The organism is Microbacterium hominis, from assembly GCF_013282805.1.
Classification (GTDB): Bacteria; Actinomycetota; Actinomycetes; order Actinomycetales; family Microbacteriaceae; genus Microbacterium; species Microbacterium hominis_B.
In genome coordinates this window covers 2,169,794-2,195,303 of the sequence record NZ_CP054038.1, presented here as the reverse complement: position 1 = coordinate 2,195,303, position 25,510 = coordinate 2,169,794, and the positions used below count along the sequence as shown (strand labels likewise).

Below are 25,510 nucleotides of genomic sequence, written 5' to 3'. Positions count from 1 at the left end.
CGTCGATGACGGGGCCCCACCTTCTGCTGTCGGCGGCCGCGGTCTCCGACATCGGTCCGCATCGGAAGAGCAACCAGGACTCCGCCTTCACCGCCCCGTGGGCTGCGGCCGTCGCCGACGGCGTGGGAGGCGGACCGGCCGGCGATCTCGCTTCGGCGGCCTTCGTGCACCGTCTCGCGGCGTCCGGTGCGCCGGTACCCGACGGGGAGACGCTCGCGACCGGCATCCGCACAGCGAACTGGGATCTGCGCGCGCACGTCGATCGGGATCCTGCACTGCACGGGATGGCGACGACTTTCACCGGTGTCTTCCTCTCCGGGCGCGGATCGCTGCTGCTGGCGCACACCGGGGACTCGCGCGCCTACCTGCTGCGCGGCGATCGGTTCGCCCAGCAGACGCGTGACGACTCGTACGTGCAAGCCCTGGTGGAGCTCGGCCTCGTCGCCCAGGAGGATGCCGCGCAGCATCCCCGCCGCAACGTCATCACCGCGTCGCTGAGCGGTGCAGAAGACGATTCCGCCGTCGTGATCGAGAGCGAGGCCGCTCCCGGCGACCGATGGCTGCTGTGCAGCGACGGCCTCAGCGACTACGTGCCCGCCGACGCGATCGCCGCCCTGGCGACGGCCGGCCTCGACCCGCATGCCACGGCCGCCGCAGCGGTGTCGGTCGCTCTCGAGGCCGGCACCCGCGACAACGTCACGGTCGTCGTGGCAGACGTCGTGTCATCCGCACCCGGGGCCGACCAGGGTGCCGGTGCGGGCCGTCTCACCGGGCGGCCGGTGTTCTACGGCGCTGCCTCGACGCGCTTCCAGGAGGAGCTCGACAGCGCGTGAGATCGTCGCGCGGTGCGTGGCGTCAGCCGGCGACCGGGGCGCGAACGACCATCACCTGCGCGTCGAACACGCGGGGGAGAGGACCTTCGTCGTTCTCCACGGGCTGGCCCTCCCGCATCCAGTACTCGTAGCCGCCGATCATCTCCCGCACCCGGTATCCGAGCGTCGCGAAGGCGAGCGCTCCCTTGGCGCCCGCGTTGCAGCCAGGGCTCCAGCAGTACACGACCACGTCGGTGCCTGCGGGGATCTCCTGGGGCGCGCGCGTCGCGATCTCACGGTAGGGCATGTGGATCGCGCCGGCGATACGGCCCTGTGCCCACGCCTCGTCGCCGCGCACGTCGACGAGCACGAAGTCCTCCACACCGGACTTCTGCGCGGCGTACACGTCGGAGGCGTCGGTCTCGAGGGCGAGCTTGGCAGCGAAGTAGGACTGAGCGTCGATCATGATCTCAACATAAAGGACGGCGCCTGGCGATCCTCGGGAGAGGAACGCCAGGCGCCGTAGGAATCCTGCCGAACGTTACTGGTTGGAGTCCTTCTCGCGGTTGCGCGGGGACTTCGCGCCGGACTCCGGCTCGGGGATGATCACGTTCGAGGGGCGGTTGGCCGTCTCGGAGTTGTGACCGTCGTCGAGCGGGACGTGGGGAGCGTCGGGCACGCCGGCGCGCTCGTGCGCCGCCTGCAGCTCTGCGTCCTCCTCCGTCGCGATGTGGTCGAGAGTGTGCGCCTGGTGTGCGCGCGCCTCGTCGAGCTCTGTCTGCGAGATCGGGGAGAGGCGGTCCTCGAAGAACCAGCGCGAGATCGACGCACGCACGTTCTCGTGCCACGGAATGCGACCCCTGGCGTTCGGACGCACCACGAGGGGCTCGTACTGATCGTTGTTGACGAGCTTGAACACGTCGTATTCATCGACCGGCTGGTGGACCTCGATGTACTCGCCGCCCGGGAGGCGGACGATCCGGCCCGACTCGTAGCCGTGCAGCACGATCTCGCGATCCTTCTTCTGCAGCGCGATGCAGATGCGCTTGGTCACGAAGTAGGCGACGATCGGCCCCAGGATCAGCAGCGCCTGCAGCGAGTGGATGACGCCTTCCATCGTGAGCCAGAAGTGCGTGGCGATGATGTCGGATGCCGCCGCCGCCCACAGGACCGCGTAGAACGTGACACCGGCTGCGCCGATCGCCGTGCGCGTCGCGGCGTTGCGCGGGCGCTGTGCGATGTGGTGCTCGCGCTTGTCGCCGGTGATCCACGCCTCGATGAACGGGTAGAGCAGCACGAGGACGATGAACAGGCCGAGCACCGCGAGCGGGATGATGATGTTCCACGACCAGGTGCGGTCCAGGAACACGAACTCCAGGTGCGGAGGCACGAGGCGCAGGGCGCCGTCGGCGAAGCCGATGTACCAGTCGGGCTGCGTACCGGCCGAGACGGGCGACGGGTCGTACGGGCCGTAGTTCCAGATCGGGTTGATCGTGAACAGGGAGGCGATCAGCACGATCACGCCGAACGTGATGAAGAAGAAGCCGCCCATCTTCGACATGTAGACCGGCATCATCGGGTAGCCCACGACGTTGCTGTTCGTCCGGGCGGGGCCGGCGAACTGCGTGTGCTTGTTGATGATCATGAGCATGAGGTGCACGACCAGCAGTGCGAGCAGGATCGCCGGCAGCAGCAGGATGTGCAGCGAGTACAGGCGCCCGACGATCGCGGTGCCCGGGAACTCGCCGCCGAACAGCAGGTACGAGGTCCACGTGCCGATCAGCGGGATGCCCTTGATCATGCCGTCGATGATGCGCAGGCCGTTGCCCGAGAGCACGTCGTCGGGGAGCGAGTAGCCGGTGAAGCCTTCGCCCATCGCGAGGATGAACATCACGAAGCCGATGACCCAGTTGAGCTCGCGCGGCTTGCGGAACGCACCCGTGAAGAACACGCGAAGCATGTGCACGCCGATGCCGGCGACGAACACCAGGGCGGCCCAGTGGTGGATCTGGCGCACGAGCAGCCCGCCGCGCAGGTCGAACGAGATCTCGAGCGTCGAGGCCATCGCCGCCGACATCTCGATGCCGCGCATCGGGAGGTAGGCGCCGGTGTAGTGGGTCTCGACCATCGAGGCCTGGAAGAAGAACGTGAGGAACGTTCCCGAGATCAGCACGACGACGAACGCCCACATCGCGATCTCGCCCAGCATGAACGACCAGTGGTCGGGGAAGATCTTGCGACCGAGCTCCTTGACGAAGCCCGAGAGGCTCGTGCGCTCGTCGATGTAGTTGGCGGTCGCCGCGACGAACCGGCCGCCGAGCGGCTTCTCGCGCGAATCAGCCGAGGGGTTCGCCGTCGGCTCTTCGGTGACGGTGGCGGTACTCAATGACGCTCCCAGAAGCTCGGGCCGACGGGTTCGGTGAAGTCGCTCTGCGCGACGAGGTAGCCCTCGTCATCGACCGTGATCGGCAGCTGCGGCAGGGGACGGGCGGCCGGCCCGAAGATGACCTTCGCGCCTTCCGTCACGTCGAACTGCGACTGGTGGCAGGGGCAGAGCAGGTGGTGGGTCTGCTGCTCGTACAGGGCGACGGGGCAGCCGACGTGGGTGCAGACCTTCGAGTACGCGACGATGCCGTTGTACGACCAGTCCTTGCGGTCGTCGGGCTCGATGAGCTGCTCGGGGAGCAGGCGCATGAGCAGCACGATCGCCTTGGCCTTCTCCTCGAGGTAGCCCTCTTCGTGCGAGAGCTCGGCCAGCGACTCGGGGATGACGTGCACGGCCGAGCCGAGCGTCAGATCGGCGGCGCGGATCGGCTTGCCGGTGGGGTCGTGCGCGAGGCGCTCGCCCTCCGTCCACATGGTGTGGCTCAGGAGCGCGACCGGGTCGCCCGCGAGCGGGTGCTCCGGCGAGCTGTGCGGGGCGAGCCCGCGGAACAGCACGATGCCGGGGGCGATGGATGCCACGAGGGCACCGATCAGCGAGTTGCGGATCATCACGCGGCGCCCGAAGCCGGACTCCTCGTTCGCGTCGGCGAAGGCCTTCACGGAGGCCTCGCGCACGCTGTCGCGACCACGCGTCGCGTGCCGGGGCTCGATGAACTCCTTGTCGGACATGATCGCCTTCGACCAGTGGATCGCGCCGATGCCGATCGCCAGCAGCGCCAGCGCGATGCCGAGGCCGATGAACAGGTTGTTGGCGCGGATGTCGACGATCAGGCCGCTCTCGATGGGGAAGAGCACGTAGGCGGCGATGGCCCAGATGCTCGCGGCGATCGAGAGGTAGAAGAGCGTGTAGACCGTGCGGACCGCGCGCGTCATGGCGACGGGGTCCTTGTCGGTCATCCGCTCACGGTGCGGCGGAAGGTCGGGGTTGTGCACCGGGTCGGTGACGGCGACGGCGAGCCCGGGCGAAGGCTTCCAAGAAGCCCTCTCGTGCTCGAGCGGGTCGTCCTCGTGTGCCATGGTGCTCCTCGTTCGTACTGTGTGATTCGTGTGGGGGTCAGTTGGATTTCGCCGTGATCCACACGGTGAGAGCGATCAGCGAGCCGATGCCGAAGATCCAGATGAAGAGGCCCTCCGAGACAGGGCCGAGAGAGCCGAGGCTGAAGCCGCCCGCGGACTCGTTCTCCTGCAGGTACAGGAGATAGGTGATGACGTCGCGCTTCTCCTCGACCGTCAGGGTCATGTCGTTGAAGACGGGCATGTTCTGCGGGCCGGTCACCATCGCGGCGTACATGTTCAGCGGCGTGGTGGTGTGCAGCGCGGGGGCGTACTTGCCCTCGGTGAGGGCGCCGCCGGCGCCGGCCACGTTGTGGCACATCGCGCAGTTGATGCGGAACAGCTCGCCGCCGTGGGCGGCGTCGCCCTCGCCGTCGAGCACCTGCTCGTCGGGGAACGACGGCCCGGGGGCCGCGTCCTGGATGAAGGTGCCGATCGCGGCGATCTGCTCGTCGGTGAACTGCACCGGCTTCTGCGGAGCCTGGGGCCCCTGCATCTGCAGCGGCATGCGGCCGGTGCTCATCTGGAAGTGCACCGCGAGCTCCCCGACGCCGTACAGCGACGGGCCGTCAGCGGTGCCCTGCAGGTCGAGACCGTGGCAGGTGGCGCAGTTCGCCTGGAACAGCTTCTTGCCGTCGTCGGCCGTGAGGGTGGTCGAGGCGACCGTGCTCTCGGTGGTGGCGGCCATCGCGGCTGAGGCGCCCGCATAGGCGCCTCCGGTGATGAGAAGTCCGATGCCGATGAGTGCGGCTGCTGCCCAGGGGCTGCGCCGGCCGTGAGAGCGGCGCGTTGTTGCTCGTGCCATGTCGGGTGTCTGCTCCGCTCTTATTTCAGGAAGTAGATGACGAGGAAGAGGGCGATCCAGACGACGTCGACGAAGTGCCAGTAGTACGACACGACGATCGAGGAGGTCATCTCCTTGCGCCCGAAGTTCTTGACGGCGTAGGCGCGCCCGATCACCAGGAGGAAGGCGATGAGGCCGCCGGTGACGTGGAGTGCGTGGAAGCCGGTCGTGAGGTAGAAGGCCGACGCGTACGAATCCGCCGTGATCGGCATGCCCTCGGCGATCAGCTGGGCGTACTCCCACACCTGGCCCGAGACGAAGATCGCGCCGAGCGCGAACGTCAGCCAGAACCACTCGACCATGCCCCAGCCGAGCCAGCCGCGCTTCTTCGTGGAGTAGGGCTGGAAGCGCTCGGCCGCGAACACGCCCATCTGGCACGTCACGGACGAGAGCACGAGGATGATCGTGTTGATCGTCGCGTAGGGGATGTTCAGCAGCTCGGTACGCTCGGCCCAGAGTTCGGGGGAGGTGCTGCGGAGGGTGAAGTAGATCGCGAAGAGGCCCGCGAAGAACATCACCTCGCTGCCGAGCCACACGATGGTTCCGACGGCGACCGGATCCGGCCGCTTGACGGACCGCATGGCCTGGGAGTAGGTCGCTGTGGAGGTCGTCACGCACACCATTATGGCCGAACTCGGGCGCCGATTTTCGCACCGGACGCGCTCGATTGGGCCTCAATCCAACTTAGGGCCGCCTAAGAGAAGCCCGAAAGTCTGCTCGGAGAGCGCCGAACGGCGGCTGTGCGCGCGGACGGCTAGGCTCTTGAGCCATGGCGGAGCTCTACTCGTGGCCGGAAATCCTCACTTCATTGTTGTCACGTCGTGACCTCAGTGTGGCGGAGTCGACCTGGGCGATGCGCCAGATCATGTCGGGCAGCGCCACGCCCTCGCAGCTGGCCGGATTCCTCGTCGCCCTGCGCGCCAAGGGCGAGACGGTCGACGAGGTGGTCGGCTTCCGCGACGCGATCCTCGAGGCCGCCCTCGACCTGCCGGTCGACTCGGCGGTGCTCGACATCGTCGGCACGGGGGGTGATCGCTTCGGCACCGTGAACGTGTCGACCATGTCGGCCGTGGTCGCCGCCGCCTCCGGCATCCCCGTCGTCAAGCACGGCAACCGCGCGGCGAGCTCGACCTCCGGATCCTCCGATGTCCTCTCGGCGCTCGGGATCGACCTCACGCTCGCCCCCGAGGCGGTCGCCGAGGTGCTGCAGCGGACCGGCATCACGTTCGCGTTCGCGGCGGCCTTCCACCCGGGGTTCCGCCATGCCGCGGCCACCCGTGCCGAGCTGGGTGTGCCGACCGTCTTCAACTTCCTCGGCCCGCTGTGCAATCCCGCGCGCGCCGAGGCGAACGCGGTCGGGGTGGCGAACCTCGACCGCGTCCCCCTGATCACGGGCGTCTTCCGCACACGGGGTGCGACAGCTCTCGTCTTCCGCGGCGATGACGGTCTCGACGAGCTCACGACCACCGGCCACAGCAGGGTGTGGGAGGTCAGTCGCGGCGACATCCACGAGCACGACCTCGACCCGCGCGACCTGGGCATCCCGCTGGCCGACATCGACGACCTCCTGGGCGGGTCACCGGAGCACAACGCGGCGATCGTGCATCGGGTGATGTCGGGCGAGACCGGCCCGGTGCGCGACATCGTCCTCCTGAACGCCGCCGCCGGCATCGTCTCCTACCGCCTCTACCAGGATGCGACCCAGGTGCAGCGCCCCATCGTCGAGCGCCTGCGCGAGGCGAAAGACGTGGCGGCCGCCGCGATCGACGAGGGTGCCGCAGCCCAGACGCTCGCGCGCTGGGCGGAGGCCACGCGAAGCCTGGCCTGACCGGCCGATTCGGCGGCGCCCGACGCGCCGCGCACCCTCTTCCGCAGCATCGGCCCGCCCCGCTATCGTGTGCCTCACGCACACGTCGCGAGGAGGATGTCATGGCAGAGAGCACCCCCGACAGCACCGGGGCAGAGACCACGGAGCAGACCGCATCGGTGGAGAATCCGACGCGCAGCCTCGGCGGGGTCAAGGTCGTCGGAATCCTCGGGATCGTGGCGGGCATCGTCCTGATCGTCGCGGGCATCGTGGTGTGGATCGTGGTGTCCATGCAGCTGCAGGCCGAGAAGATCGTCGTGCCCGACGACGCGATCGCGTTCCAGGGCGCCACGGTCGCCGGACCGTTCACCGCGTACGTGCAGGCGGACATCATCCAGACCCACTCCCTCGCCATCTCCGATGGCAAGACCTACGCCGAGCTCGACCAGGAGGATCCGGTCCGCGGGACGCTGATGAACGCGTCGTTCCTGCGGGCATCCCTGTTCACGTCGGTCGTGTCGTTCGGCGTCGCGGCCTTCGCGATGGGCATGGGCGTCCTGTCGATCATGTTCGGATGGGCCCTGCATCGTCTGGCAGCCGCACCCGTGGTCATCAGACCCTCCCGCGTCGCGTGAGGCCGGCCGCGCCCGGCGACCCTCGCCGGGCGCGTGATGTCCCGTGAATCCCCACGAGGCGCTCAGCGAGATCGCGACGCTCCTGGAGCGCGAGCGGTCGTCGCGGTACAAGTCGAAGGCGTTCCGGGCCGCGGCGGACGCGATCGCCGATCTCACCGACGACCAGTTGCGGGATGCCGCGGCGCTGCGCCGGCGCAAGGGCATCGGCGACTCCTCGTTCGCGGTGATCCAGGAGGCGCTTGCGGGTGAGGTGCCCGCCTACCTCGCCGATCTGCGCACGCGCGCGGGTGTGGAGGTGGCTTCGTCGCTGCGCGCGCGGCTGCGGGGCGACCTGCACAGTCACAGCGACTGGTCCGACGGGCTCACTTCGATCGACCTCATGGTGGCGGCCGCCCGCGCCCTCGGGCACGAGTATCTGGCCCTCACCGACCACTCGCCGCGGCTGCGCGTGGCCAACGGCCTGTCGCCCGAGCGTCTGCGCGCGCAGCTGCCGATCGTGGCCGGGATGAGCGGCGACGGGTTCACGCTGCTCTCGGGCATCGAAGTCGACATCCTCGACGACGGAGCGCTCGATCAGGACGACGACCTGCTCGGCGAGCTCGACGTGGTCGTCGCGTCGGCGCACTCGAAGCTGCGCATGGAGCGCGGGCCGATGACGCGCCGGCTGGTCGCGGCGGCATCGAATCCGCGGGTCGATGTGCTCGGCCACGTGACCGGGCGCCTCGTCGAAGGCTCCCGTGGCACGCGTCCACCTTCCACCTTCGATCCGCGCGCGGTGTTCGAAGCGTGCGCCGAGCACGGCGTCGCCGTGGAGATCAACTCCCGCCCCGAGCGCCAGGATCCGCCCGACGATCTGCTCGCCCTGGCACTCGAGATCGGCTGCCTCTTCTCGATCGATTCCGACGCGCACGCGCCCGGACAGCTGTCGCTGCTCGACCATGGCGCCGCGCGGGCCGAGCGTGCCGGCGTGCCCGCCGAGCGGATCGTGACCACGTGGCCGCTCGAGCGCCTGCGCGCGTGGACCGCGCGCCCGCGCTGACGCGCTAGCGTCGAGAGGTGACCCCGCGCCGCCATCCCGACCGATCGCGCGACGCGTGAGCGGCCCCGTGCGGCCCGTCCGCGGCGGCATCCCGTGGCTGGTGGTCATCGGCGTGCTCGTGGCGGCGCTGAGCCTGCGCGGACCGATCGTCGCCGTGACCCCGGTGCTCCGCGAGATCGAGCGCGATCTCGGCATCGGGTCGGCGGCTGCCGGTCTCATGACGACGGCGCCGGTGCTGATGTTCGCCGTGCTCACCCCTCTCGCCGCGCTGCTGATACGGCGCGCGGGTGCGGATCTCGCGCTGATGATCTCCCTGTGCGGCGTGCTCGTGGGCACCGTCGTGCGCGCGCTGCCCGGATTCGGGTGGATGCTGGCGGGAATGGTGGTGATCGGGGCCGCCGTCACGGTGGGGAACGTGGTGATCCCCGTGATCATCCGCCGGGAGGTCCCGCCGGAGCGGGTCGCGCTGGTGACCGCGTCGTATGCGGCGACGCTCAACGTGGGGTCGCTGCTGACATCGTTGCTGACCGCGCCCCTCGCCGCCGCGATCGGCTGGTCGTGGGCGCTGCTGGTGTGGTCGGCGATCACGCTCGCGGGCGTCGCGGTGTGGGGCGTGCACCTTCGCCGCGTCGGCGGCCTCGGCGATCGCTTCTCCGGCGATGCGGGTCGGGGCGGGCATCCCGGCGACGGCGCAGAGGCGGTGATGCACGCATCGACGTCGTCCATCGATCCCGCGACGATCACGGGCCCCCTGCCGACCATCGATCTCGGCCGCCGCCCCGCTCTGCTGCGGCGACCGGTCACGTGGCTGCTCGTGGCCGCTTTCGGCGGGCAGACGACGATCTACTACGCCCTCTCGACCTGGCTCCCCACCTTCGCCGCCGATGAACTGGCGCTCACGCCGGCCTCGGCGGGCGCCGTCGCCTCCCTCTATCAGGGCGTGGGCATCGTCGGGGCGTTCGTGGTGCCCCTCCTCGCCCGGTTCGCACCGCGCCCGGTGGCGCCGATCACGATCTGCGTGACGTGGCTCGTGCTGACAGTCGGCCTGCTCGCGGCTCCCGAGCTGCTGTGGCTGTGGCTGTCGATCGGCGCGATCGGACACGCCGGCGGGTTCGTCGTCATCTTCTCGGCCATGGTCGCGGTCGCACGCGACGACAGGGAGGCCGCCACGATGTCGGCCCTCGTGCAGGGCGGCGGCTATACGCTCGGCGCGCTGGGCGGTCCGCTGCTGGGAGGGCTCTACGAGCTCACCGGCGGATGGGCCACCGGACTGGTCGTGCTGCTGATCCTCGCGATCGCGTACTGCGCGGCGCTGCTGGCCGCCTCGGCGCTGGCCGCCCGCGCGGAGCGCTGACCGAGCCTGCCGCTCAGGCCGGCGGCGCCCACGGCAGCCGTGCGCGCACGACCGTGCCGCCCGCGTCTCCCGCGATGATGTCGAGCTTGCCCCCCACGAGCACCGCGCGTTCGCGCATGCTGCGCAGGCCGCCCCGCTCGGCCGCGCCGAGGGGGATGCCGCTGCCGTCGTCGATCACCTCGACGACGAGGTCTCCCGCGTCGTCCGCGCCGCGATCGAGCACGATGGTCGCGCGCGCCGCCGCCGAGTGGCGCAGCACGTTCGCCAGCGACTCCTGCACGATGCGGTAGGCCGCGGCCTGCGTCGCCCGCGGCGGAAGCGCTCCGCGCAGGCGGTCATCGACGTGCACGGTCAGCCCGAGGCCGCTGCGCTGCGCGGCCAGCGCGGGCAGCTGCGCGAGCTGCGGCGGCGCCGCGAGTGGGGCGGTGTCGAGGGATGCCGGCTCGTCGCCGCGCAGGAACGACAGCACACCGCGCACCTCGTCGAGACCGGTGGCGCTCAGCGAGCGGATGTGGGTGAGCGCCTGGCGGGCGCGTACCGGGTCGCGCTCGGCCAGGTGCAGGCCGATGCCCGATTCCACCGAGATGCGCGTGAGCGTGCGGGCGAGCACATCGTGGAGTTCGCCGGCGATGCGGGTGCGCTCCTCCTGCTCGGCGGCACGCCGTCGCTCGGCTACCTGACGGCGTGCGACCGCCGCGCGCTCCATGCGTGCGCGCAGCGCTTCGCCGATGACGAAGCTCACCGCGACGCCGAGGGTCGCCAGGCCCACCCGCACGGGGTGCCAGGGCATTCCGAGCAGGCTCCCCAGCAGCATGACGGCCAGCCACCCGGCGCCGACCGAGGCCAGCGCCCAGGTGCGCGCACCGAGCACGATGGCCACCACGACGGCGAACGCGACGGCCACGAACGGCGGGCCGCCCACCGGGGGCACGAACAGGTCGAGCGTCGTCAGCGCGGCGACGGCCGCCACCGCCGGACCGGGCGCGCGGTGCAGGGCGAGGAGGCAGAGGGCGGATGCGGTGGCCAGCGCGACGCCGACAACAGCCTCGAACGTGCCCACCGCCGGGCTCCACAGCGCCGGCAGTGCGGCGGGGACCTGCACCAGCAGGGCGATCGCGGCGAGGACCGCCAGAGTGATGGCGGGCGGCGGGAGGTGGCGCTGCCCGGACTCGTCCCACACGGTGCCCGGCATGCACAGAATCGTACGCCCGGGGTGGCTGGGAGTCGTCTGACCGGGATGCCGCGGTGAGCGGCATCCCACCGGTCAGGCCGCGCCGATGGCCGCGGTGATCCGCGACATCGCCGCGCCCAGCGCCCAGCGCTCGGCGAGCGAGTCGGCCGCGTCGAGCGCCTCCGCTCCGAGCGGCCGGAGGGCGGCATCCACGGCCTGCGGGTCGAGGTCGAGATCGCGCACCACGCCGACGACCGTCGGTGCGACGGCCAGATAGGGCAGGGCGGCGAGCACCTTCGCGCGCACCCCGGCGCTCATGCCCTCGCCGGCTTCGGCGGCCGCGATGATGCCGGCGAGGTCGCCGTGGGCCTTCAGCAGCGCCGCCGCGGTCTTCTCGCCGACGCCGGCGACGCCCGGAAGGCCGTCGGAGGCATCGCCGCGCAGCGTGGCGAAGTCGGCGTACTGGGAGGGCAGCACGCCGTACTTGGCGACGACGGAGGCGTCGGTGAGCACCTCGAGGTTGCTCATGCCGCGGGCGGTGTAGACGACCCGCACGTCGCTGGCGTCATCCACCAGCTGGAACAGGTCGCGATCGCCGGTGACGATGTCGACCGGCCCGGTGGCGCGGGTCGCGAGGGTGCCGATGACGTCGTCGGCCTCGTGCGCGGCGACCCCCACGATCGGGATGCCGAGGGCGCCCAGCACCTCCCGGATCACCGGGACCTGCACCTCGAGCGGGTCGGGCACCTCTTCCACGTCGGGCGCGCCGCTGACCACCTCGACCACGCGGTGCGCCTTGTACGAGGGGATCAGATCGACCCGCCACTGCGGGCGCCAGTCGTCGTCCCAGCACGCGATCAGACCCGTCGGCTCGTACGTCGTGACGAGCTTGGTGATGATGTCGAGGAACCCGCGGACCGCGTTGACCGGCGTGCCGTCGGGGGCGCGCACCGTGTCGGGCACGCCGTAGAACGCGCGGAAGTACAGCGACGCGGAGTCGAGGAGCATGAGGCGATCGGTCACGCGGTTCATCCTGGCACGCCCCGCTCCGGCGCGCCCCGACCGTTCACCTGCGCGTCGTCTGCCGTATCCCCGGAGATTCCCGCCGCGTTCACCGGCGGCGGCGACCGTGGGACGACGGCTGCGCACCGCACCCCCGGGGTGCGGCGAGCGGCGTACGACGATACGGAGACCGCATGGACCGCGAGGCGCCCCTGGCGTGGGTGGAATCACCGCTGCAGCTGATCGGTGCGGCCGAGTGGGCGGCGGCCCATGCGCGCTCGGTGCCGATCGCCGGGCGCCTCACCCCACAGATGGGTGCGACCGCCGACGAGCTGATCGCCCGCGGCGCACGGTTCGGCGTCTGCGAGCCCTACCTCGGCATTCCCTGGCGCCTGCTCTCCCAGCACGACCACTGGCTGGTCGGCGACGGCTTCTCGGGGCAGTTCCGCCTCGCGGCCGCGGTCCTGCGGCCCCGCCGCATCACGTTCCTCGACGACGGCGCGAACACGATCGCCTTCGCCGACACGCTGCTCGGCCGTCGTGCGTATGCGCGGCCCGGTGTGCGCGAAGGCCGCGCGACCGGGCTCGTGGCGCCCTTCGCGCTGGACCGGATCGCGCGCCGTGCCCGCGCCGGGCGCGCCGACGTCTTCACGGTGTTCCCGCTCGGCGACGACCGGGTCGAGGCCATGCGCGACCGGGGGTACCGGATCGGCGGGCATCGCTTCGAATGGACCCGTCGATCCGCCCACGGCCCGGCGCCGGCCGTGCCCGGTTCGCGCGTGGTGCTCGGATCGGCCCGCCCGACCGACGGGCGGATGCCGATGACCGACTATCTCGCGTGGGTGCGGCGCATCGTCGCCGGCGGTCCGGTCGCCTACCTGCCCCACCGGCGCGAAGCGCGCGAGCACGTGCGCGCCGTCGCCGCGATCGAGGGCGTCGACCTGGTGGATGCCGGGCTCCCGGTCGAGCTCGTGCTGGCGGGGGCGCAGCGGGAGCTGGAGCTGTTCACCCAGCCCTCGAGCACGTTCACGACCCTGTGCCTCGTGCTCGCCGGCACCGGATCGGTCATCCGCACGGAGCCCGGCGACGCTCCGGTCGCGATCGCGCACGAGCGGTCGCGCGGCCGGAGCGAGGGGACGGTGACCGCATGAGCGAGGTCGTCGCGATCATCCCTGCACGCGGCGGGTCCAAGGGCGTGCCCCGGAAGAACCTCCGGCGCGTCGGCGGGATCCCGCTCATCGCCCGTGCGGTGGCCGCCGCCGATCGCGCGCAGTGGGTCGATCGGGTGGTCGTCTCCACCGACGACGATGACATCGCCGCGGTCGCCGCCGAGTGGGGCGCGGAGGTCGTGCGACGGCCGGAGGTCATCTCCGGCGACACCGCGTCGTCGGAGAGCGCCGTGCTGCACGCGCTGCAGCAGTTGGAGGCGCGGGGGATCGATGTCGGCGTCGTCGCCTTCCTGCAGGCCACCTCGCCGTTCATCGCGAGCACGGCGCTCGACGAGGCGATCCGCCTCGTGCGATCGCGGCGACGCGACAGCGTCTTCTCGGCCGTGCCCACCTACGGATTCCTGTGGGCGCGCGCCGTCGGCGATGCGGCCGAGGCCGTCGGGCACGACGCCGGCCACCGCTCGCGACGCCAGGACCGGGAGCCGCATTACCTGGAGACCGGCGCGTTCTACGTGATGCGCGCGGCCGGGTTCCGCGCGGCGAGCCACCGCTTCTTCGGGAGCATCGGCATCGTCGAGGTGCCCGAGCGCACGGCCATCGAGATCGACACCGCCGCCGAGCTGGAGCTCGCGCGCGCCATCGCGCCGCTCATCGATGTGCCCGCCGAAGTGGATGCCGACGCGGTCGTCACCGATTTCGACGGCGTGCACACCGACGACACCGCGCACATCTCCCAGGACGGCACCGAGTCGGTGGTCGTCAGCCGTGCCGACGGGTGGGGCGTCGCGCGCCTGGTGGAGGCCGGGATCCCGGTGATGATCCTCTCGACCGAGACCAACCCCGTGGTCGCCGCCCGTGCGCGAAAGCTCGGCGTCGAGGCGCGGCAGGGCCTGCCGGGCGCCTCGGACAAGGTCGAGGCGCTGCGGGTGTGGGCGGCCGAGCGCGGCATCCCCCTCCGTCGCGTCGCGTACCTCGGCAACGACGTCAACGACCTCGCCTGTCTGGAGGCCGTGGGCTGGCCGGTCGCCGTGCCGGGGTCGCACCCGCAGGTGCTCGGCGCGGCCCGTGTCGTGCTCGACCACGCCGGCGGGCACGGCGCCGTGCGGGAGCTGGCCGAGCGCGTGCTGCGGGCGCGCGCCGCGGCCTCGTCATTCGAACCCGCAGGACTCGAGGAGAAGAAATGACCGTCAGGATCGGCGCACGGGTGGTCGGCGGCGGCCGTCCCGCGTATGTGATCGCGGAGATCGGGCTCAACCACAACGGCGACGTCGACATCGCCAAGCGGCTGATCGACGTCGCCGCCGATGCCGGAGCCGACGCCGTGAAGTTCCAGAAGCGCACGCCCGAGATCGCCACGCCGCCGCACATGCGCGACGTGCCGCGGGAGACGCCCTGGGGCACGATGACCTACTTCGAGTACCGGCAGCGCGTGGAGTTCGGACGCGACGAGTACATCGAGATCTCCGATTACGCGATGCTCCGCGGCCTCGAATGGTTCGCGTCGCCCTGGGACGTGCCCTCCGTGCAGTTCCTCGAGGAACTCGGCGCCGTGGCGCACAAGGTCGCATCGGCCAGCCTCACCGACCACGAGCTGCTCAGGGCGCTGCGCGACACCGGGAAGACCGTCATCCTCTCGACGGGGATGTCGACGATCGAGGAGATCGACGCCGCCATCGAGGTGCTCGGCACCGAGCACCTGCTGCTCATGCACGCGACCTCGACCTATCCGATGGAGCCCGAGGAGGCGAACCTCCGCATGATCCCGGTGCTGCGCGACCGCTACCCGGGCGTGGCCGTGGGCTACTCGGGCCACGAGCGGGGGCTGCAGATCTCGCTGGCCGCGGTGGCGCTCGGGGCGGTCGCCGTCGAGCGGCACATCACCCTGGATCGCACGATGTGGGGTTCGGACCACGCCGCCTCGCTCGAGCCGACAGGGCTCCAGCACCTCGTGCGCGACATCCGCGTGATCGAGTCGGCCCTCGGCGACGGCGTGAAGCGCGTGTACCCGGGGGAGCTCGCCCCGATGGCGAAGCTGCGGCGCGTACCGGCGTGACGGGCCCCCTGCGCATCGTCGGCCTCGCCGACACGGACTCCTACGTCAAGTGGGCGGCCCACCTGCTGGGCGGGCTGGATGCCGCGTGGCAGCCCGAGCTGCTCGTCGTGGACACCCCGCTCGTGGTCAGCGATGCGCAGCTGGCCGCGTCGGTGGCCGGGAGCGGGCTGGCCGACGGCGCCGTGCGACGTGCGGACTACGACGACCTTGCGCGGCTGCTCGCCGACCGCCGCCCCGACGCGGTGCTCATCGCCGCACGCGGGCCGCTCGTGCGGGTGCTCGCGCGGCTCGTCGCCCGGAGCGCGCCGCGGCCCGTCATCGTCACCGGGCTGCCCGGGATCTCGATCCCGGCCACGCGCAAGGCGCTCGTCTATCGCGCACAGTGCGACCTGTTCGTCGTGCACTCGCACCGGGAGCACCGCGAGTTCGCCCGGCTGGCCGCCGAACGCGGACTGATGCAGCGGTTCGCGCTCGCGCGCCTGCCCTTCGCCACCGGCGCGGGGGACCGGCAGACCGGCACCGACCTCGTCTTCGCGGCGCAGGCGAAGGTGCCGGCTCTGCGGCGCGACCGGCTGCGCCTCGCGCGCATGCTGGTGCGCGCCGCCGCGGCCGACCCGTCACGGCGCGTGGTCGTGAAGCTGCGAGCGGCCGCCGGCGAGCAGCAGACCCACGCCGAGGCCGACAGCTATCCCGAGCTTCTCGCCCTGATCGGTCGAGGCGAGACGCTGCCCGCCAACCTCGTGACCTCGACGGGATCGATGCGCCGCGCGCTCGATCGCGCGGAGGGACTGGTGACGGTGAGCTCGACCGCGGCGATCGAGGCCGTCGCCCGCGGCATCCCCGTCATCGGCATCGACACCTTCGGGGTCGGGCCCGAGCTCATCAACGAGGTGTTCGCCGACGGAGGTCTCCTCGGCGGCGAGCGCGACGTCATCGAGCGCCGCTATCGCGTGCCGAGCACGCCCTGGTGCACGGACAACTACCTCCATAACCCCCACGACGACGACTGGGCCGAGCGCACCGCCGCGCTCGTCGAGGCGCGGCGCGCGGGCGCGCTGCCGTTCGCTCCGCCGTTCGCGCGGCGCGGGGGTCTGCTGCGCGACGCGTGGGAGCGAAAGAGCGCGCTCGGCCGTCACGACCGATCGGTGGGCGGTGCGGTGGCTTTCGCCGTCGGACTGCCCGCCCGCACGGCGGTGCGCGCGCTGCAGCGGGTGCGGCGCGCGCTGCACGCGGCTCGGGCGAGGGATCAGCAGCCGGGCGCGGAGGGCGACTCGCCGCAGGTGCGATCGACCAGGGCGGTGCGCACCTCGACGACCCGCACGCCGTAGGCGGCGCCGGGGGTCGTGACGAACCCGTCGACCGGGCGCCAGCCCGTGCCGAAGTCGACCGCCGCGGCGTACTGCACCGCCACCGTCACGGGGTACGTGCCGCGTGCGCGGTAGGTGTGGGCGGTCGCGGTCGGGGTGAATTGGGCCTGGCCGAGGCTCTCCCACGACGCGCCGCCCGTCGTCGTGCGCGAGGACGTGCCGTCGCCGTGGTCGAACACGTAGCCGGCGGGGGTGAAGCGCACCGTGACGTCCCTGCCGAGCAGCGTGCCGCTGAGGAACTGCGTCTGCGCGCTCGCGACGAGATTCGTCGGCATGCCCACCACGCCGAATCCTCCCGGCTCGCCGGTGAGGGTCGGTGCCGCCGGCCGGAACGACACGAGGTCCTCGATCGTCACGTCGGGGATCGTCACGACGGTATAGATGTCCCGGCAGCCGAGGATGCCGCAATCTTCCTCTTCAGCTGCGGGTTCTGCGATATTGCCAGCTCGGGGACCATCAGCTTCCGCTGATTCGTTCTCACCGCCTGACGTTTCGTCGTGTCTGTTGCCGCCGAAGAAATCGAGTGAACCAGCGAGATCGAGCGACTCGCCCGCGTCACCAATGCATCCGGTCACAGAGGCGATGATGCCTGTGCAAGGTGGCGCATCCGAGGTAGGCGAGCCCGATGCGATAAGGAATGCAATCGCCAGGCTTAGCACGCGCGCCCAGTCTCGGTCGGACTCATCTTGGAGATCTGAAGCGATGTCGATGTCGTCGCGGACTCAACGAGAGTCACTTCGAACTTCTGGACATCCGGTCGGTCAGCGGACACCATCGAGTTGCCGATTGCATCCCTTAGGTCGACCTCGGAGACGTCGTAGCAAGCGATGATTGACAGGGGAGGCGCTCCGACCTGCGGGTCCTGCATCCAAACGCCGAGGACGCGTGCCTGGCCCTCCAACGTCAGCGAAGCTGCGTGGAGTTGAGTCATGGATCGACGTTCCGTGGAGTTCATCTCACCGGTCGTCCACGCGTACACGTCCTCGAAGGTCTCCGGGTCGCTGAGGTCGACCGCGTTGAGTGCGTCGACGTACGCGCGATAGGTCGCCTCGGCGGCGGCGAACGCCTCTTCGTCGGTGGCGAACAGCGGGGTGGGCTCGGGCGGCGCGGTCTCAGGGGGCGCGCACGCGCACAGCAGCGCGGCGGTCGCGGTGATCGTGGCGAGCGAGGTCAGCAGGCGCGCGTTCACGCGACCACCGTAGCCGCCCCCGCAGAGGGCGCGTTGCGGTTATCCACAGGCGGCCGCCGCGTAGGCTCGGGCCGGGAGGAGATCATGCCGGAGTTCGTCCGCGTCGGCGACGCGCAGCCGTGCCCGTGCGGCAGCGGGGACCGCTTCGACGCCTGCTGTGCTCCGGTGCTGCGCGGTGCCGCGGCCGTGACACCCGAGCAGCTCATGCGCTCCCGCTACACCGCGTTCGTGGTGGGCGATGCCGACCACCTGCGCGCGACGTGGCATCCCGGCACGGTTCCTTCTTCGCTCGAGCTCGATCCCGCTCTGCGGTGGACGGGGCTGGAGATCCTCGACGTCGTCGGCGGCGCGGAAGGCGACCGGCGCGGCGTGGTCGAGTTCCGCGCGCACTGGCGTCAGGGGCGCGACACCGGCGTTCTGCACGAGCGGTCCCGGTTCGTGCGGCAGAGCGATCGCTGGTGGTACCTCGACGGCACCGTCACGCCGTAGCGCAACGGTCTAGGCTCGCGATGTGGAGTTCACGGGCCTGAATCCGGATGCCGTCTCGTTCTTCGCCGACCTCCGCGGGCACAACACCAAGGAGTGGTGGGCCGCGCACAAGGACCGTTACGACCAGAACGTGCGGGAGCCGTTCGAGGCGCTGGCCGAGGAGCTCGCGGTGGAGTTCGGGGCGGTGAAGATCTTCCGCCCGCACCGCGACGTGCGCTTCAGCGCGGACAAGTCGCCGTACAAGCTGCAGATCGGCCTGGTCTCGCGCGCGCCCTACGCCCACTACCTCCAGCTGAGCGAGGATGGTCTGCTCACCGGCGGCGGTGCATACCAGCCCGCACCCGCGGCGCTTTCGCGGTTTCGCGAACTGGTCGTCGATCCGCGGACTTCGGGCGACCTGGAGGCGACGCTCGAGGAGGTCGGCGCGCACGGCTACGCGCTGATGACCGACGACGCGCTGCGCACCGCACCCCGCGGCTACCCCGCCGACCATCCCCGCATCGCGCTGCTGCGTCTGCGGCGCCTCGCCGTGGGTCGCAGCGAACCGGTGGCGGACTGGATGTGGTCACCCGACGCGCTCGACGAGATCAGGCACCGGTGGCGAACGGTGTCGGTCTGGTGCCGGTGGCTGGCCGAGAACGTGGGCGAGGAATGAGCCCCGGTTCGCGTCGCGCGCAGTAGTGTCTGCGTCATGGCCACGAACGCAGAAAAGGCCCAGCTGCTCTCGCAGCTGCACGCCGCCCCCGAGATCCTCCGCGTCGTCAACGTCTGGGACGCCGTTTCGGCGCGCGCGATCGGCGCGCTTCCCGAGACGCGTGCCCTCGCAACCGCCGGACACTCGATCGCGGCGACCTTCGGCTACCCCGACGGCGAGGTGCCGCGCGAGGTGATGCTCGACATGGTCGGCCGCATCGTCGCCGCGGCGGGCGACCTCCCCGTCTCCACCGATCTGGATGCCGGCTACGGCGACCCGGGCGATACGGCGCGTCGCGCGATCGGCGTGGGCGTCGTCGGCGCGAACATCGAGGATCGCCTGCAGCCGCTCGAGGACGCGGTCGCCGCGGTGCGCGCGGTCGTGGCGGCCGGCGAAGCGGAGGGTGTGCCGTTCGTGCTCAACGCGCGCACCGACGCCTTCGTGCGCGGCGGCGGCCGGCCCGTCGAAGCGTCGATCGCCGACGCCGTCGAACGCGGTCGCGCGTACCTCGACGCGGGCGCCGACATCGTCTTCGTGCCGGGCATCCTCGATGCGGACGTCACCCGGCGCCTCGTCGAGGGCATCGGCGAACGGAAGATCAGCGTCATCGGGCTCCCCGGCGCGCTCACGGCCGCGGAGTACGAGGCGCTCGGCGTCGCGCGCATCTCCTACGGCCCGATGACCCAGCGGGTCGCGCTGACCGCGCTGCAGGACCTCGCGGCCGCCCTGTACGACGCCGGCGCCATCCCGGCCACCACGCGCGCGCTGAACTGAAGCGACGTGCGGCCGAGCCTGTCGTGATGACGGGTCAGGTGTCGTGCTCGATGGGCGCGGCATCCTCTCGGTGGTCGTCTTCGCCGCCGGGAGGGTAGTCGGTGCGTTCCGGGCGGCGCCGCAGGAACACGGCGCTGACCACCAGGCCGCCCCACACGATGACGATCGCGAAGATCAGGAACGTGATCGCGATGCCGGTCATGACCGCACTCCTTCGCGTGCCGGGAACTCGGGCCAGGTCGAGAACTCGTCGGGGGAGCGGCGCCAGGGCACCAGCGACATCGTGATCGCCACCACGACGATGACGGCGATCGTCCCCCAGCCGAACACGACCAGGAACGAGGTCGGGAGTCCTTCGTAGCCGTCGACGATGAGCGCGACGATGCGGGCGATGAGCATGTAGCCGAGCACCACGGGCGCGAGCACGCCCACGAGCAGGTTCCACACCCGTCCGACGCGGAAGGTCGAGACCGCGTTGAGGTGGCCGCGCAGCTCCTCGCCGCGGCGGAACACCCACATCACCAGCACCGTCGTGAACACGGCCGAGGCGACGATGCCGATGTTGTTCGCCCACTGGTCGGCGACATCGAGCACGAGGATGCCGCTGGTCGTCGAGAACAGCAGCAGCGACAGCACGGCCGAGATGATCCCGAGCCAGAGCGCCGCCGCGCGCGGGCTGATGTCGAACTTCTCCTGGATCGCCGCGGAGACCACCTGCAGCACCGAGACCAGCGAGGTGAAGCCCGCCATGGTGAGCGAGCCGAAGAAGAGCACGCCGAAGATCGGCCCGCCCGGCATCTGCGAGACGATCGCGGGGAAGGTCACGAACGACAGGCCGACGCCGGCGATCCGATCGAGCTCGCCGACCGCGACGCCCTGCTGGAAGGCCAGGAAGCCGAGGGTCGCGAAGACTCCGATGCCCGCCAGGATCTCGAACGAGCTGTTCGCGAAGGCGACGACCAGGCCCGGGCCGGTGAGGTTCGCCCTGCGCCGGCGGTAGGAGGCGTAGGTGATCATGATGCCGAAGGCGATCGACAGCGAGAAGAAGATCTGGCTGTAGGCGGCGATCCACACGTTCGGATCTGCAAGGGCCGCCCAGTTCGGTGTGAACAGCGCGTTCAGCCCCTCGGCCGCCCCGTCGAGGAAGAGCGAGCGCACCACCAGCACGAGGAAGGCCACCACCAGCAGCGGCAGGAAGACCACGTTGACCGCCTGGAGGCCCCTCGCCACGCCGAGGGCGAGCACGACGATGGCGGCGATCCAGACGATCGCCAGCGGGATGAGCACGGCCGGCACGAAGTCGAAGGTCATGCCGACCTCCTCGGGAACCCCGAGGTAGTCGCCGAAGAAGAACCCGGCGGCGTCCTCGCCCCACCGCAGGTCGAACGAGAACACGAAGAAGCTCAGCGCCCACGCGATGACGGCGGTGTAATACAGGCCGATGACGAACGCGATCGCCACCTGGAACCACCCCAGGGACTCCAGCCACCGGCCGCTGCGTCCGCCCAGCCGTCTGAAGGCGGTGGGGGCGGCGCCGCGGAAGCGGTGGCCGATCGCGTAGTCGAGGAACAGGATCGGGATGCCGGCGGTGATCAGCGCGATCAGGTACGGCACGAGGAAGGCGCCGCCGCCGTTCTCGTACGCGACGCCGGGGAACCGCCAGATGTTGCCCAGCCCGACCGCCGAGCCGATCGCCGCGAGGATGAAGCCGATCTGGCCGGTCCACTCCTCGCGGGGCTTGGCCGCGGGAGCCGTGCCGCCCGCTCCGTTCGCACCCGTCATGCCCCCGCCTTCCGGTCGCCGGTCCCGTGGTCGGCACGCTATCAGTCGGCTTCCACGCCTCACCAGACCCCCGGCCGATAGCCTGACGGTGATGACCGAGACCGCCGGGCCCCCGAGCACGACCGACATCCCCCTGCCGTCGGTGGCGCACCGATGGCGCGCCTTCGCGGTGTGCGTCGCGGTCGCCTCGCTCACGATCCTCGACCTCACCAAGGTCAACGTGGCGCTTCCCTCGATCGAGGCCGCGTTCGGCTCGGCATCCACCGAACTCGGCTTCATCGTGTCGGGCTATGTGCTCACGTTCGGCCTGGTCCTGGTGCCGATGGGGCGTCTGGGCGACCAGCGCTCGCGACGCGCGCTGTTCATCATCGGCCTGAGCCTGTTCACGCTCACCAGCCTCGTGTGCGCCCTGGCTCCGTCGATGTTGGTGCTGCTGATCGGCCGGCTCGTGCAGGGCGTCGCCGCCGGCATCCAGATGCCGCAGGTGCTCGGTCTGATCCAGGAGCTGTTCCGCGGTCCGGAGCGCGGACGTGCGTTCGGACTGTTCGGTGCCATCATCGGCATCTCGACGGCGCTCGGTCCGACCATCGGGGGGCTCGCGATCGCGGTGGGCGGCGCGCAGGACGGCTGGCGCTGGATCTTCTGGATGAACGTGCCGCTGGGGATCGCCGCGATCGCCCTCGCCATCTGGCTGCTTCCCGACCTCCACAAGCGCACGCGCCGACCGCTGGCCCTCGACCCGGTCGGGGTGCTGCTGTTCGGCATCGCCGTGCTCGCGCTCATGTGGCCGTTCCTGTTCACCACCGGATCGCCCGATGACGACCCGCTGCGCTGGTGGCTGCTGGTCGTCTTCGTGCTGTTCGCGGGCGCGTTCGTCGTGTGGGAGCGGCGGTACGAGCGATCCGGCAAGGCGCCGCTGGTGCCGCTGAAGCTCTTCCGCGTGGCGTCGTACCGCAACGGCACGCTGCTGGCGACGGCGTACTTCGCCGCCGCGCCCGCGCTCTTCCTGATGACCACGCTCTATCTGCAGCAGGGGCTCGGGCTCGCACCCGTGTACGCGGGGATGGTCTCCATCGGCTTCGCGGTCGCGAGCGCGGTGACGTCGTGGATCGGCGGCAACCTCGTCAACCGGTTCGGGCGGCCCCTGGTGGTGTGGGGACTCGCCGTCATGCTGCTGGCGACGGTCGGAATGGTCGCCGTGGGGGTGCTCCTGCCACCCGCGGTGGTGCCGTGGGCCCTGGCGGCGGTCATGCTCGTCGGCGGCGCGGGCGGCGGGTTCGTGCTGTCGCCGAACCAGACGCTCGCCCTCGCCGAGATCCCGGTCAAGCAGGGGGGACTGGCCGGGTCGGTCGGGCAGCTCGGCCAGCGCATCGGCACCGCGATCGGCACCGCCGTGGCGCTCTCGCTCTTCTATGCGACCATCTACCGCGAGGCCGACGGCGCCGCGCCCGATCTGCAGGTCTTCCACGACGCGTACGCCTTCGGCATGCTCGCCGCCGCCCTCTTCCTCGCCCTGTCGTTCGTCGTGTCGCTGCTGGATCTGTCGGCGCGTCGCCGACGGCCGCGCGGCGCGAAGCGCTGACCTCGGCGTGCACGCCCGCGTCAGGGCTGCGGGTCGGTCAGCGCGGCGTGGATGCGGCGCAGATCCTCGAGCATCGAGCCGATGAGCACCCAGTGCCGGTCCGACGGGGTGCGGATCATCAGCGGCGTGGTGAGGGCCGGGACGAGCTCGGAGGCCGCCGCCGCGGCATCCGTCCCCCGCACCGTCACGCGCACGTCGTGCGCCGCGCGGCGCAGCTGCTCGGCGATCGCGGCGGCCACCGGCTCGTCGGCGAGCGTCGGGTCGTACAGATCCGCGAACGCGCGGGTGAGCCCGATCGTCTGGGTGATCACGGGGGTGAGGCGGTCGAGCGCGGTCTGCACGTCGCGCAGCTCGTCACGGTGCCGGCGGCTGCGCGGGTTCAAAGCCAGGGAATCGGATGCCGCCCCGATCGCCTGGTCGGCGGCATCCTTCATCGGCCGCAGCAGGCGCGCCTCGATCAGCAGCCCCTGCACATGCGCCGCCGCCGGCGGCGTGGTCACCGCGTCGGCGAGGCGCTCCATCGACGCGGCGAGCTCTCCGCCCAGCCGGTCGACAGCGGCGTGGGCGGGGGCGACGAGCACCGGCGGCACGAGGGCGAGATTGACGAGGATGCCGATCACGGCGCCGATGATCGTCTCGAGCACCCGGTCCAGCGCATAGTTCGGCGTGGCCGTGCCGAGGGTCAGCACGAGCAGGGCGCTGATCGCGACCTGGTTCGAGGTCCCCGGCGTCACGCGGGCCACCCACGCGACCACGAGCGCGACGACGGTCGCCACGAGCACCACCCAGGCATCGGAGCCCAGGAGGATTCCGAGCACGGACGCGATCACGACGCCCGCGATCACGCCGATCGAGCGCTCCACGGCCTTGACGAACGATTGGTTGACGCTCGGCTGGACCACCAGCAGCGCCGCGATGGCGGCGAACACCGGGGGAGGCCCCGGGATGAGCCAGCCGGCCACGATCCACGCGCCCACCGTCGCCACGGCGGATTTGGCCAGGTGCAGCACCGGCGCGCGCTGCGCTGCGCGGAAGGTCGCGGACATGCGCATGGCATCACGGTAGCGAAGGTGCGGCGCGTCGCCGCGCCTTCGGCGTGTCTTGCGCTAGAACTGCAGGAGTGCGTCCGGGGGGATCGCCGTAATTCGTCGACCCACGAGAGGACCCACCCACCGTGAAGATCGTCAAGCGCATCGCGCTCGGACTCGTGATCGCCTTCGCCGTCTTCTACCTGGTTACGCGCCCCGAAGACGCCGCCAACGTGGTCTCCGGCGCCGTAGCCGCCGTGTGGGGTGCGGGGGCCGCGATCGTCGAGTTCTTCGTCTCGCTCGCCGGCGGGTGAGCGTGTTCGACCCCCGCATCGAGCGCCATCTGATCGCCGACCAGGGCGAGGTCGTCGTCGACGAGGTGCGCAAGCACTGGGCGGCGGTCGTGGGGGCGGTGCTCGAGCTGCTCCTGGGCATCATCGTGCTGGGGCTCGTGCTCGTGGCGCCGCCGCTGGTCTGGTGGCTGCCGCTGATCGCGGGGGGCGCGGTGGTCATGCACGCCGGATGGCGCATCCTCGAGCGGCACATGGACCGGTTCGTGGTCACCAACATGCGGGTGTTCCGCGTGCACGGCATCCTCTCGCAGCGCATGGCGACGATGCCGCTCGCGCGCATCCTCGACATCTCGGTGCACAAGCCCTTCATCGGGCGGATCCTCGGCTACGGCCACTTCATCTTCGAGTCGGCCGCCCAGGACCAGGGCCTGCGGGAGATCCCCTACGTGGGACGCCCCGACGAGCGCGGCCTCACGATCCAGCGCGTCATCCAGCAGGCGGGTCTGCGCGGCTCGGTCGGCCGGGGGGATGCCGGCCATCCGGCCGGATTCGGCGGGTCGCCGCATCCACCGGCTCAGGCTCCCGCTTCGGCTCCGGTGCGCACCGTCGCCGCGCAGCCGCTGCCCCCTCTCCCGCCCCTGCCGCCGCTGCCGGACACCCTGCCGCCCCACGCCGAGACGCTGCCGCTGGTCGACGGCGAGGTGTCATGGGACGCCGGCGGGGGAGCGGCGACGTGGGAGTGGCTCGCGCGCACGCGCAGGCGGGAGGATGAGCGGCTGGCCGAGCTGCGTGGCGAGATCGACCTCGACGACGACACCCGTCCGCTGCCGCCGCAGCGCTGACCGTCGTGGCCCGGGGCGACCGGTTCGCGAGCCGCCGCGCAGATCTGGTAGCCTGAAACGTCACTCGTGTGGCGGCTTCTGCGCGC

27 protein-coding genes are annotated in these 25,510 nt (G+C 71.1%); 15 read left to right on the top strand and 12 right to left on the bottom strand.

Features of this window, described 5'->3' with window-relative positions; genetic code table 11:
• The first annotated feature begins 5 nt into the window (after window positions 1–5).
• Entirely contained in the window at window positions 6–833 is an 828-nt protein-coding gene (locus HQM25_RS09895) for a PP2C family protein-serine/threonine phosphatase (RefSeq protein WP_172990082.1), read from the top strand.
• Between the two features lie 22 nt (window positions 834–855).
• On the opposite strand, the gene HQM25_RS09890 is transcribed toward HQM25_RS09895, so the two are convergent.
• From HQM25_RS09890 to ctaE, 5 genes are all read right to left on the bottom strand, one after another.
• Window positions 856–1,278 (bottom strand): rhodanese-like domain-containing protein, encoded by a 423-nt coding sequence (locus HQM25_RS09890; protein ID WP_172990081.1) that lies wholly within the window; start codon window positions 1,276–1,278, stop codon window positions 856–858.
• A gap of 75 nt (window positions 1,279–1,353) precedes the next feature.
• Window positions 1,354–3,198 carry a cytochrome bc1 complex cytochrome b subunit gene (gene qcrB, locus HQM25_RS09885; protein WP_172990080.1) on the bottom strand — a complete coding sequence of 615 codons (1,845 nt, stop codon included), beginning with the start codon at window positions 3,196–3,198 and terminating at the stop codon, window positions 1,354–1,356.
• A complete protein-coding gene (gene qcrA / locus HQM25_RS09880; RefSeq protein ID WP_172990079.1) occupies window positions 3,195–4,274 on the bottom strand; it encodes a cytochrome bc1 complex Rieske iron-sulfur subunit in 1,080 nt (359 codons plus the stop codon). Before qcrA ends, qcrB begins: the two co-directional genes overlap by 4 nt.
• 37 nt (window positions 4,275–4,311) lie before the next feature.
• Window positions 4,312–5,115 carry a cytochrome bc1 complex diheme cytochrome c subunit gene (gene qcrC, locus HQM25_RS09875; RefSeq protein WP_172990078.1) on the bottom strand — a complete coding sequence of 268 codons (804 nt, stop codon included), beginning with the start codon at window positions 5,113–5,115 and terminating at the stop codon, window positions 4,312–4,314.
• Window positions 5,116–5,135: 20 nt separating this feature from the next.
• Complete coding sequence (ctaE, locus tag HQM25_RS09870) at window positions 5,136–5,777, bottom strand: aa3-type cytochrome oxidase subunit III (RefSeq protein ID WP_172990077.1); 642 nt, start codon at window positions 5,775–5,777, stop codon at window positions 5,136–5,138.
• A gap of 146 nt (window positions 5,778–5,923) precedes the next feature.
• Between ctaE and trpD the strand changes: the two genes are divergently transcribed.
• The 4 genes from trpD (at window position 5,924) to HQM25_RS09850 (ending at window position 9,989) form a co-directional block, all read left to right on the top strand.
• Complete coding sequence (trpD, locus tag HQM25_RS09865) at window positions 5,924–6,982, top strand: anthranilate phosphoribosyltransferase (RefSeq protein ID WP_172990076.1); 1,059 nt, start codon at window positions 5,924–5,926, stop codon at window positions 6,980–6,982.
• Between the two features lie 101 nt (window positions 6,983–7,083).
• Window positions 7,084–7,596, top strand: a complete 513-nt coding sequence (locus HQM25_RS09860) for an aromatic ring-opening dioxygenase LigA (protein WP_172990075.1) — start codon at window positions 7,084–7,086, stop codon at window positions 7,594–7,596.
• A gap of 43 nt (window positions 7,597–7,639) precedes the next feature.
• A complete protein-coding gene (locus HQM25_RS09855) occupies window positions 7,640–8,635 on the top strand; it encodes a PHP domain-containing protein (RefSeq protein WP_172990074.1) in 996 nt (331 codons plus the stop codon).
• Between the two features lie 55 nt (window positions 8,636–8,690).
• Entirely contained in the window at window positions 8,691–9,989 is a 1,299-nt protein-coding gene (locus HQM25_RS09850) for an MFS transporter (RefSeq protein ID WP_172990073.1), read from the top strand.
• Window positions 9,990–10,002: 13 nt separating this feature from the next.
• Here the strand turns inward: HQM25_RS09850 and HQM25_RS09845 are convergent, their stop codons facing one another.
• Window positions 10,003–11,181 carry a sensor histidine kinase gene (locus HQM25_RS09845; RefSeq protein ID WP_172990072.1) on the bottom strand — a complete coding sequence of 393 codons (1,179 nt, stop codon included), beginning with the start codon at window positions 11,179–11,181 and terminating at the stop codon, window positions 10,003–10,005.
• Between the two features lie 72 nt (window positions 11,182–11,253).
• Entirely contained in the window at window positions 11,254–12,183 is a 930-nt protein-coding gene (locus tag HQM25_RS09840; protein ID WP_172990071.1) for a 5'-3' exonuclease, read from the bottom strand.
• Window positions 12,184–12,356: 173 nt separating this feature from the next.
• Here HQM25_RS09840 and HQM25_RS09835 point away from each other — a divergent pair, with 173 nt between their 5' ends.
• From HQM25_RS09835 to HQM25_RS09820, 4 genes are read left to right on the top strand one after another with little or no spacing between them, the layout of a single operon-like run.
• Complete coding sequence (locus HQM25_RS09835; RefSeq protein ID WP_172990070.1) at window positions 12,357–13,313, top strand: hypothetical protein; 957 nt, start codon at window positions 12,357–12,359, stop codon at window positions 13,311–13,313.
• A complete protein-coding gene (locus tag HQM25_RS09830; protein ID WP_172990069.1) occupies window positions 13,310–14,515 on the top strand; it encodes an acylneuraminate cytidylyltransferase in 1,206 nt (401 codons plus the stop codon). The genes HQM25_RS09835 and HQM25_RS09830 overlap by 4 nt, the downstream gene beginning before the upstream one ends.
• A complete protein-coding gene (locus HQM25_RS09825; protein WP_172990068.1) occupies window positions 14,512–15,384 on the top strand; it encodes an N-acetylneuraminate synthase family protein in 873 nt (290 codons plus the stop codon). Before HQM25_RS09830 ends, HQM25_RS09825 begins: the two co-directional genes overlap by 4 nt.
• Window positions 15,381–16,712, top strand: a complete 1,332-nt coding sequence (locus HQM25_RS09820; RefSeq protein ID WP_172990067.1) for a DUF6716 putative glycosyltransferase — start codon at window positions 15,381–15,383, stop codon at window positions 16,710–16,712. Before HQM25_RS09825 ends, HQM25_RS09820 begins: the two co-directional genes overlap by 4 nt.
• Here HQM25_RS09820 and HQM25_RS09815 read toward each other — a convergent pair.
• Both HQM25_RS09815 and HQM25_RS09810 read right to left on the bottom strand, forming a co-directional pair.
• Window positions 16,631–17,122, bottom strand: coding sequence for a PKD domain-containing protein (locus HQM25_RS09815; protein ID WP_172990066.1), 492 nt, complete (start codon window positions 17,120–17,122; stop codon window positions 16,631–16,633). The two genes, HQM25_RS09820 and HQM25_RS09815, sit on opposite strands and share 82 nt — an antisense overlap.
• Window positions 17,123–17,403: 281 nt before the next feature.
• Complete coding sequence (locus HQM25_RS09810) at window positions 17,404–17,940, bottom strand: hypothetical protein (RefSeq protein WP_172990065.1); 537 nt, start codon at window positions 17,938–17,940, stop codon at window positions 17,404–17,406.
• Window positions 17,941–18,024: 84 nt separating this feature from the next.
• Between HQM25_RS09810 and HQM25_RS09805 the strand changes: the two genes are divergently transcribed.
• From HQM25_RS09805 to HQM25_RS09795, 3 genes are read left to right on the top strand one after another with little or no spacing between them, the layout of a single operon-like run.
• The gene (locus tag HQM25_RS09805) at window positions 18,025–18,429 is read left to right on the top strand and encodes a YchJ family protein (protein ID WP_172990064.1); all 405 of its coding nucleotides are present in this window, start codon (window positions 18,025–18,027) and stop codon (window positions 18,427–18,429) included.
• A 22-nt stretch (window positions 18,430–18,451) separates the two neighbouring features.
• Window positions 18,452–19,084, top strand: coding sequence for a DUF2461 domain-containing protein (locus HQM25_RS09800; protein ID WP_172990063.1), 633 nt, complete (start codon window positions 18,452–18,454; stop codon window positions 19,082–19,084).
• 36 nt (window positions 19,085–19,120) lie between these two features.
• Entirely contained in the window at window positions 19,121–19,897 is a 777-nt protein-coding gene (locus tag HQM25_RS09795; protein ID WP_172990062.1) for an isocitrate lyase/PEP mutase family protein, read from the top strand.
• Window positions 19,898–19,931: 34 nt separating this feature from the next.
• On the opposite strand, the gene HQM25_RS09790 is transcribed toward HQM25_RS09795, so the two are convergent.
• On the bottom strand, window positions 19,932–20,099 hold the full coding sequence (locus tag HQM25_RS09790; RefSeq protein ID WP_172990061.1) for a methionine/alanine import family NSS transporter small subunit: 168 nt from the start codon (window positions 20,097–20,099) through the stop codon (window positions 19,932–19,934).
• Window positions 20,096–21,679, bottom strand: a complete 1,584-nt coding sequence (locus HQM25_RS09785) for a sodium-dependent transporter (RefSeq protein WP_172990060.1) — start codon at window positions 21,677–21,679, stop codon at window positions 20,096–20,098. The genes HQM25_RS09790 and HQM25_RS09785 overlap by 4 nt, the downstream gene beginning before the upstream one ends.
• Window positions 21,680–21,770: 91 nt before the next feature.
• On the opposite strand from HQM25_RS09785, the gene HQM25_RS09780 reads away from it, so the two are divergent.
• Window positions 21,771–23,261 (top strand): MFS transporter, encoded by a 1,491-nt coding sequence (locus HQM25_RS09780; protein WP_172990059.1) that lies wholly within the window; start codon window positions 21,771–21,773, stop codon window positions 23,259–23,261.
• 20 nt (window positions 23,262–23,281) lie between these two features.
• Here HQM25_RS09780 and HQM25_RS09775 read toward each other — a convergent pair whose 3' ends face one another.
• Window positions 23,282–24,313, bottom strand: a complete 1,032-nt coding sequence (locus HQM25_RS09775; RefSeq protein ID WP_172990058.1) for an FUSC family protein — start codon at window positions 24,311–24,313, stop codon at window positions 23,282–23,284.
• Between the two features lie 122 nt (window positions 24,314–24,435).
• Here HQM25_RS09775 and HQM25_RS09770 point away from each other — a divergent pair, with 122 nt between their 5' ends.
• A complete protein-coding gene (locus tag HQM25_RS09770) occupies window positions 24,436–24,603 on the top strand; it encodes a hypothetical protein (RefSeq protein WP_172990057.1) in 168 nt (55 codons plus the stop codon).
• A complete protein-coding gene (locus HQM25_RS17610) occupies window positions 24,600–25,424 on the top strand; it encodes a PH domain-containing protein (RefSeq protein WP_217275137.1) in 825 nt (274 codons plus the stop codon). Before HQM25_RS09770 ends, HQM25_RS17610 begins: the two co-directional genes overlap by 4 nt.
• The last annotated feature ends 86 nt before the right edge of the window (window positions 25,425–25,510 follow it).

Bases quoted from the DNA above. Each gene is read 5' to 3' on its own strand.
- HQM25_RS09895 (WP_172990082.1), top strand. From the start codon at position 6: ATGACGGGGCCCCACCTTCTGCTGTCGGCGGCCGCGGTCTCCGACATC.
- HQM25_RS09890 (WP_172990081.1), bottom strand. From the start codon at position 1,278: ATGATCGACGCTCAGTCCTACTTCGCTGCCAAGCTCGCCCTCGAGACC.
- qcrA (WP_172990079.1), bottom strand. From the start codon at position 4,274: ATGGCACACGAGGACGACCCGCTCGAGCACGAGAGGGCTTCTTGGAAG.
- qcrC (WP_172990078.1), bottom strand. From the start codon at position 5,115: ATGGCACGAGCAACAACGCGCCGCTCTCACGGCCGGCGCAGCCCCTGG.
- ctaE (WP_172990077.1), bottom strand. From the start codon at position 5,777: ATGGTGTGCGTGACGACCTCCACAGCGACCTACTCCCAGGCCATGCGG.
- trpD (WP_172990076.1), top strand. From the start codon at position 5,924: ATGGCGGAGCTCTACTCGTGGCCGGAAATCCTCACTTCATTGTTGTCA.
- HQM25_RS09860 (WP_172990075.1), top strand. From the start codon at position 7,084: ATGGCAGAGAGCACCCCCGACAGCACCGGGGCAGAGACCACGGAGCAG.
- HQM25_RS09845 (WP_172990072.1), bottom strand. From the start codon at position 11,181: ATGCCGGGCACCGTGTGGGACGAGTCCGGGCAGCGCCACCTCCCGCCG.
- HQM25_RS09835 (WP_172990070.1), top strand. From the start codon at position 12,357: ATGGACCGCGAGGCGCCCCTGGCGTGGGTGGAATCACCGCTGCAGCTG.
- HQM25_RS09830 (WP_172990069.1), top strand. From the start codon at position 13,310: ATGAGCGAGGTCGTCGCGATCATCCCTGCACGCGGCGGGTCCAAGGGC.
- HQM25_RS09825 (WP_172990068.1), top strand. From the start codon at position 14,512: ATGACCGTCAGGATCGGCGCACGGGTGGTCGGCGGCGGCCGTCCCGCG.
- HQM25_RS09805 (WP_172990064.1), top strand. From the start codon at position 18,025: ATGCCGGAGTTCGTCCGCGTCGGCGACGCGCAGCCGTGCCCGTGCGGC.
- HQM25_RS09795 (WP_172990062.1), top strand. From the start codon at position 19,121: ATGGCCACGAACGCAGAAAAGGCCCAGCTGCTCTCGCAGCTGCACGCC.
- HQM25_RS09790 (WP_172990061.1), bottom strand. From the start codon at position 20,099: ATGACCGGCATCGCGATCACGTTCCTGATCTTCGCGATCGTCATCGTG.
- HQM25_RS09785 (WP_172990060.1), bottom strand. From the start codon at position 21,679: ATGACGGGTGCGAACGGAGCGGGCGGCACGGCTCCCGCGGCCAAGCCC.
- HQM25_RS09780 (WP_172990059.1), top strand. From the start codon at position 21,771: ATGACCGAGACCGCCGGGCCCCCGAGCACGACCGACATCCCCCTGCCG.
- HQM25_RS09775 (WP_172990058.1), bottom strand. From the start codon at position 24,313: ATGCGCATGTCCGCGACCTTCCGCGCAGCGCAGCGCGCGCCGGTGCTG.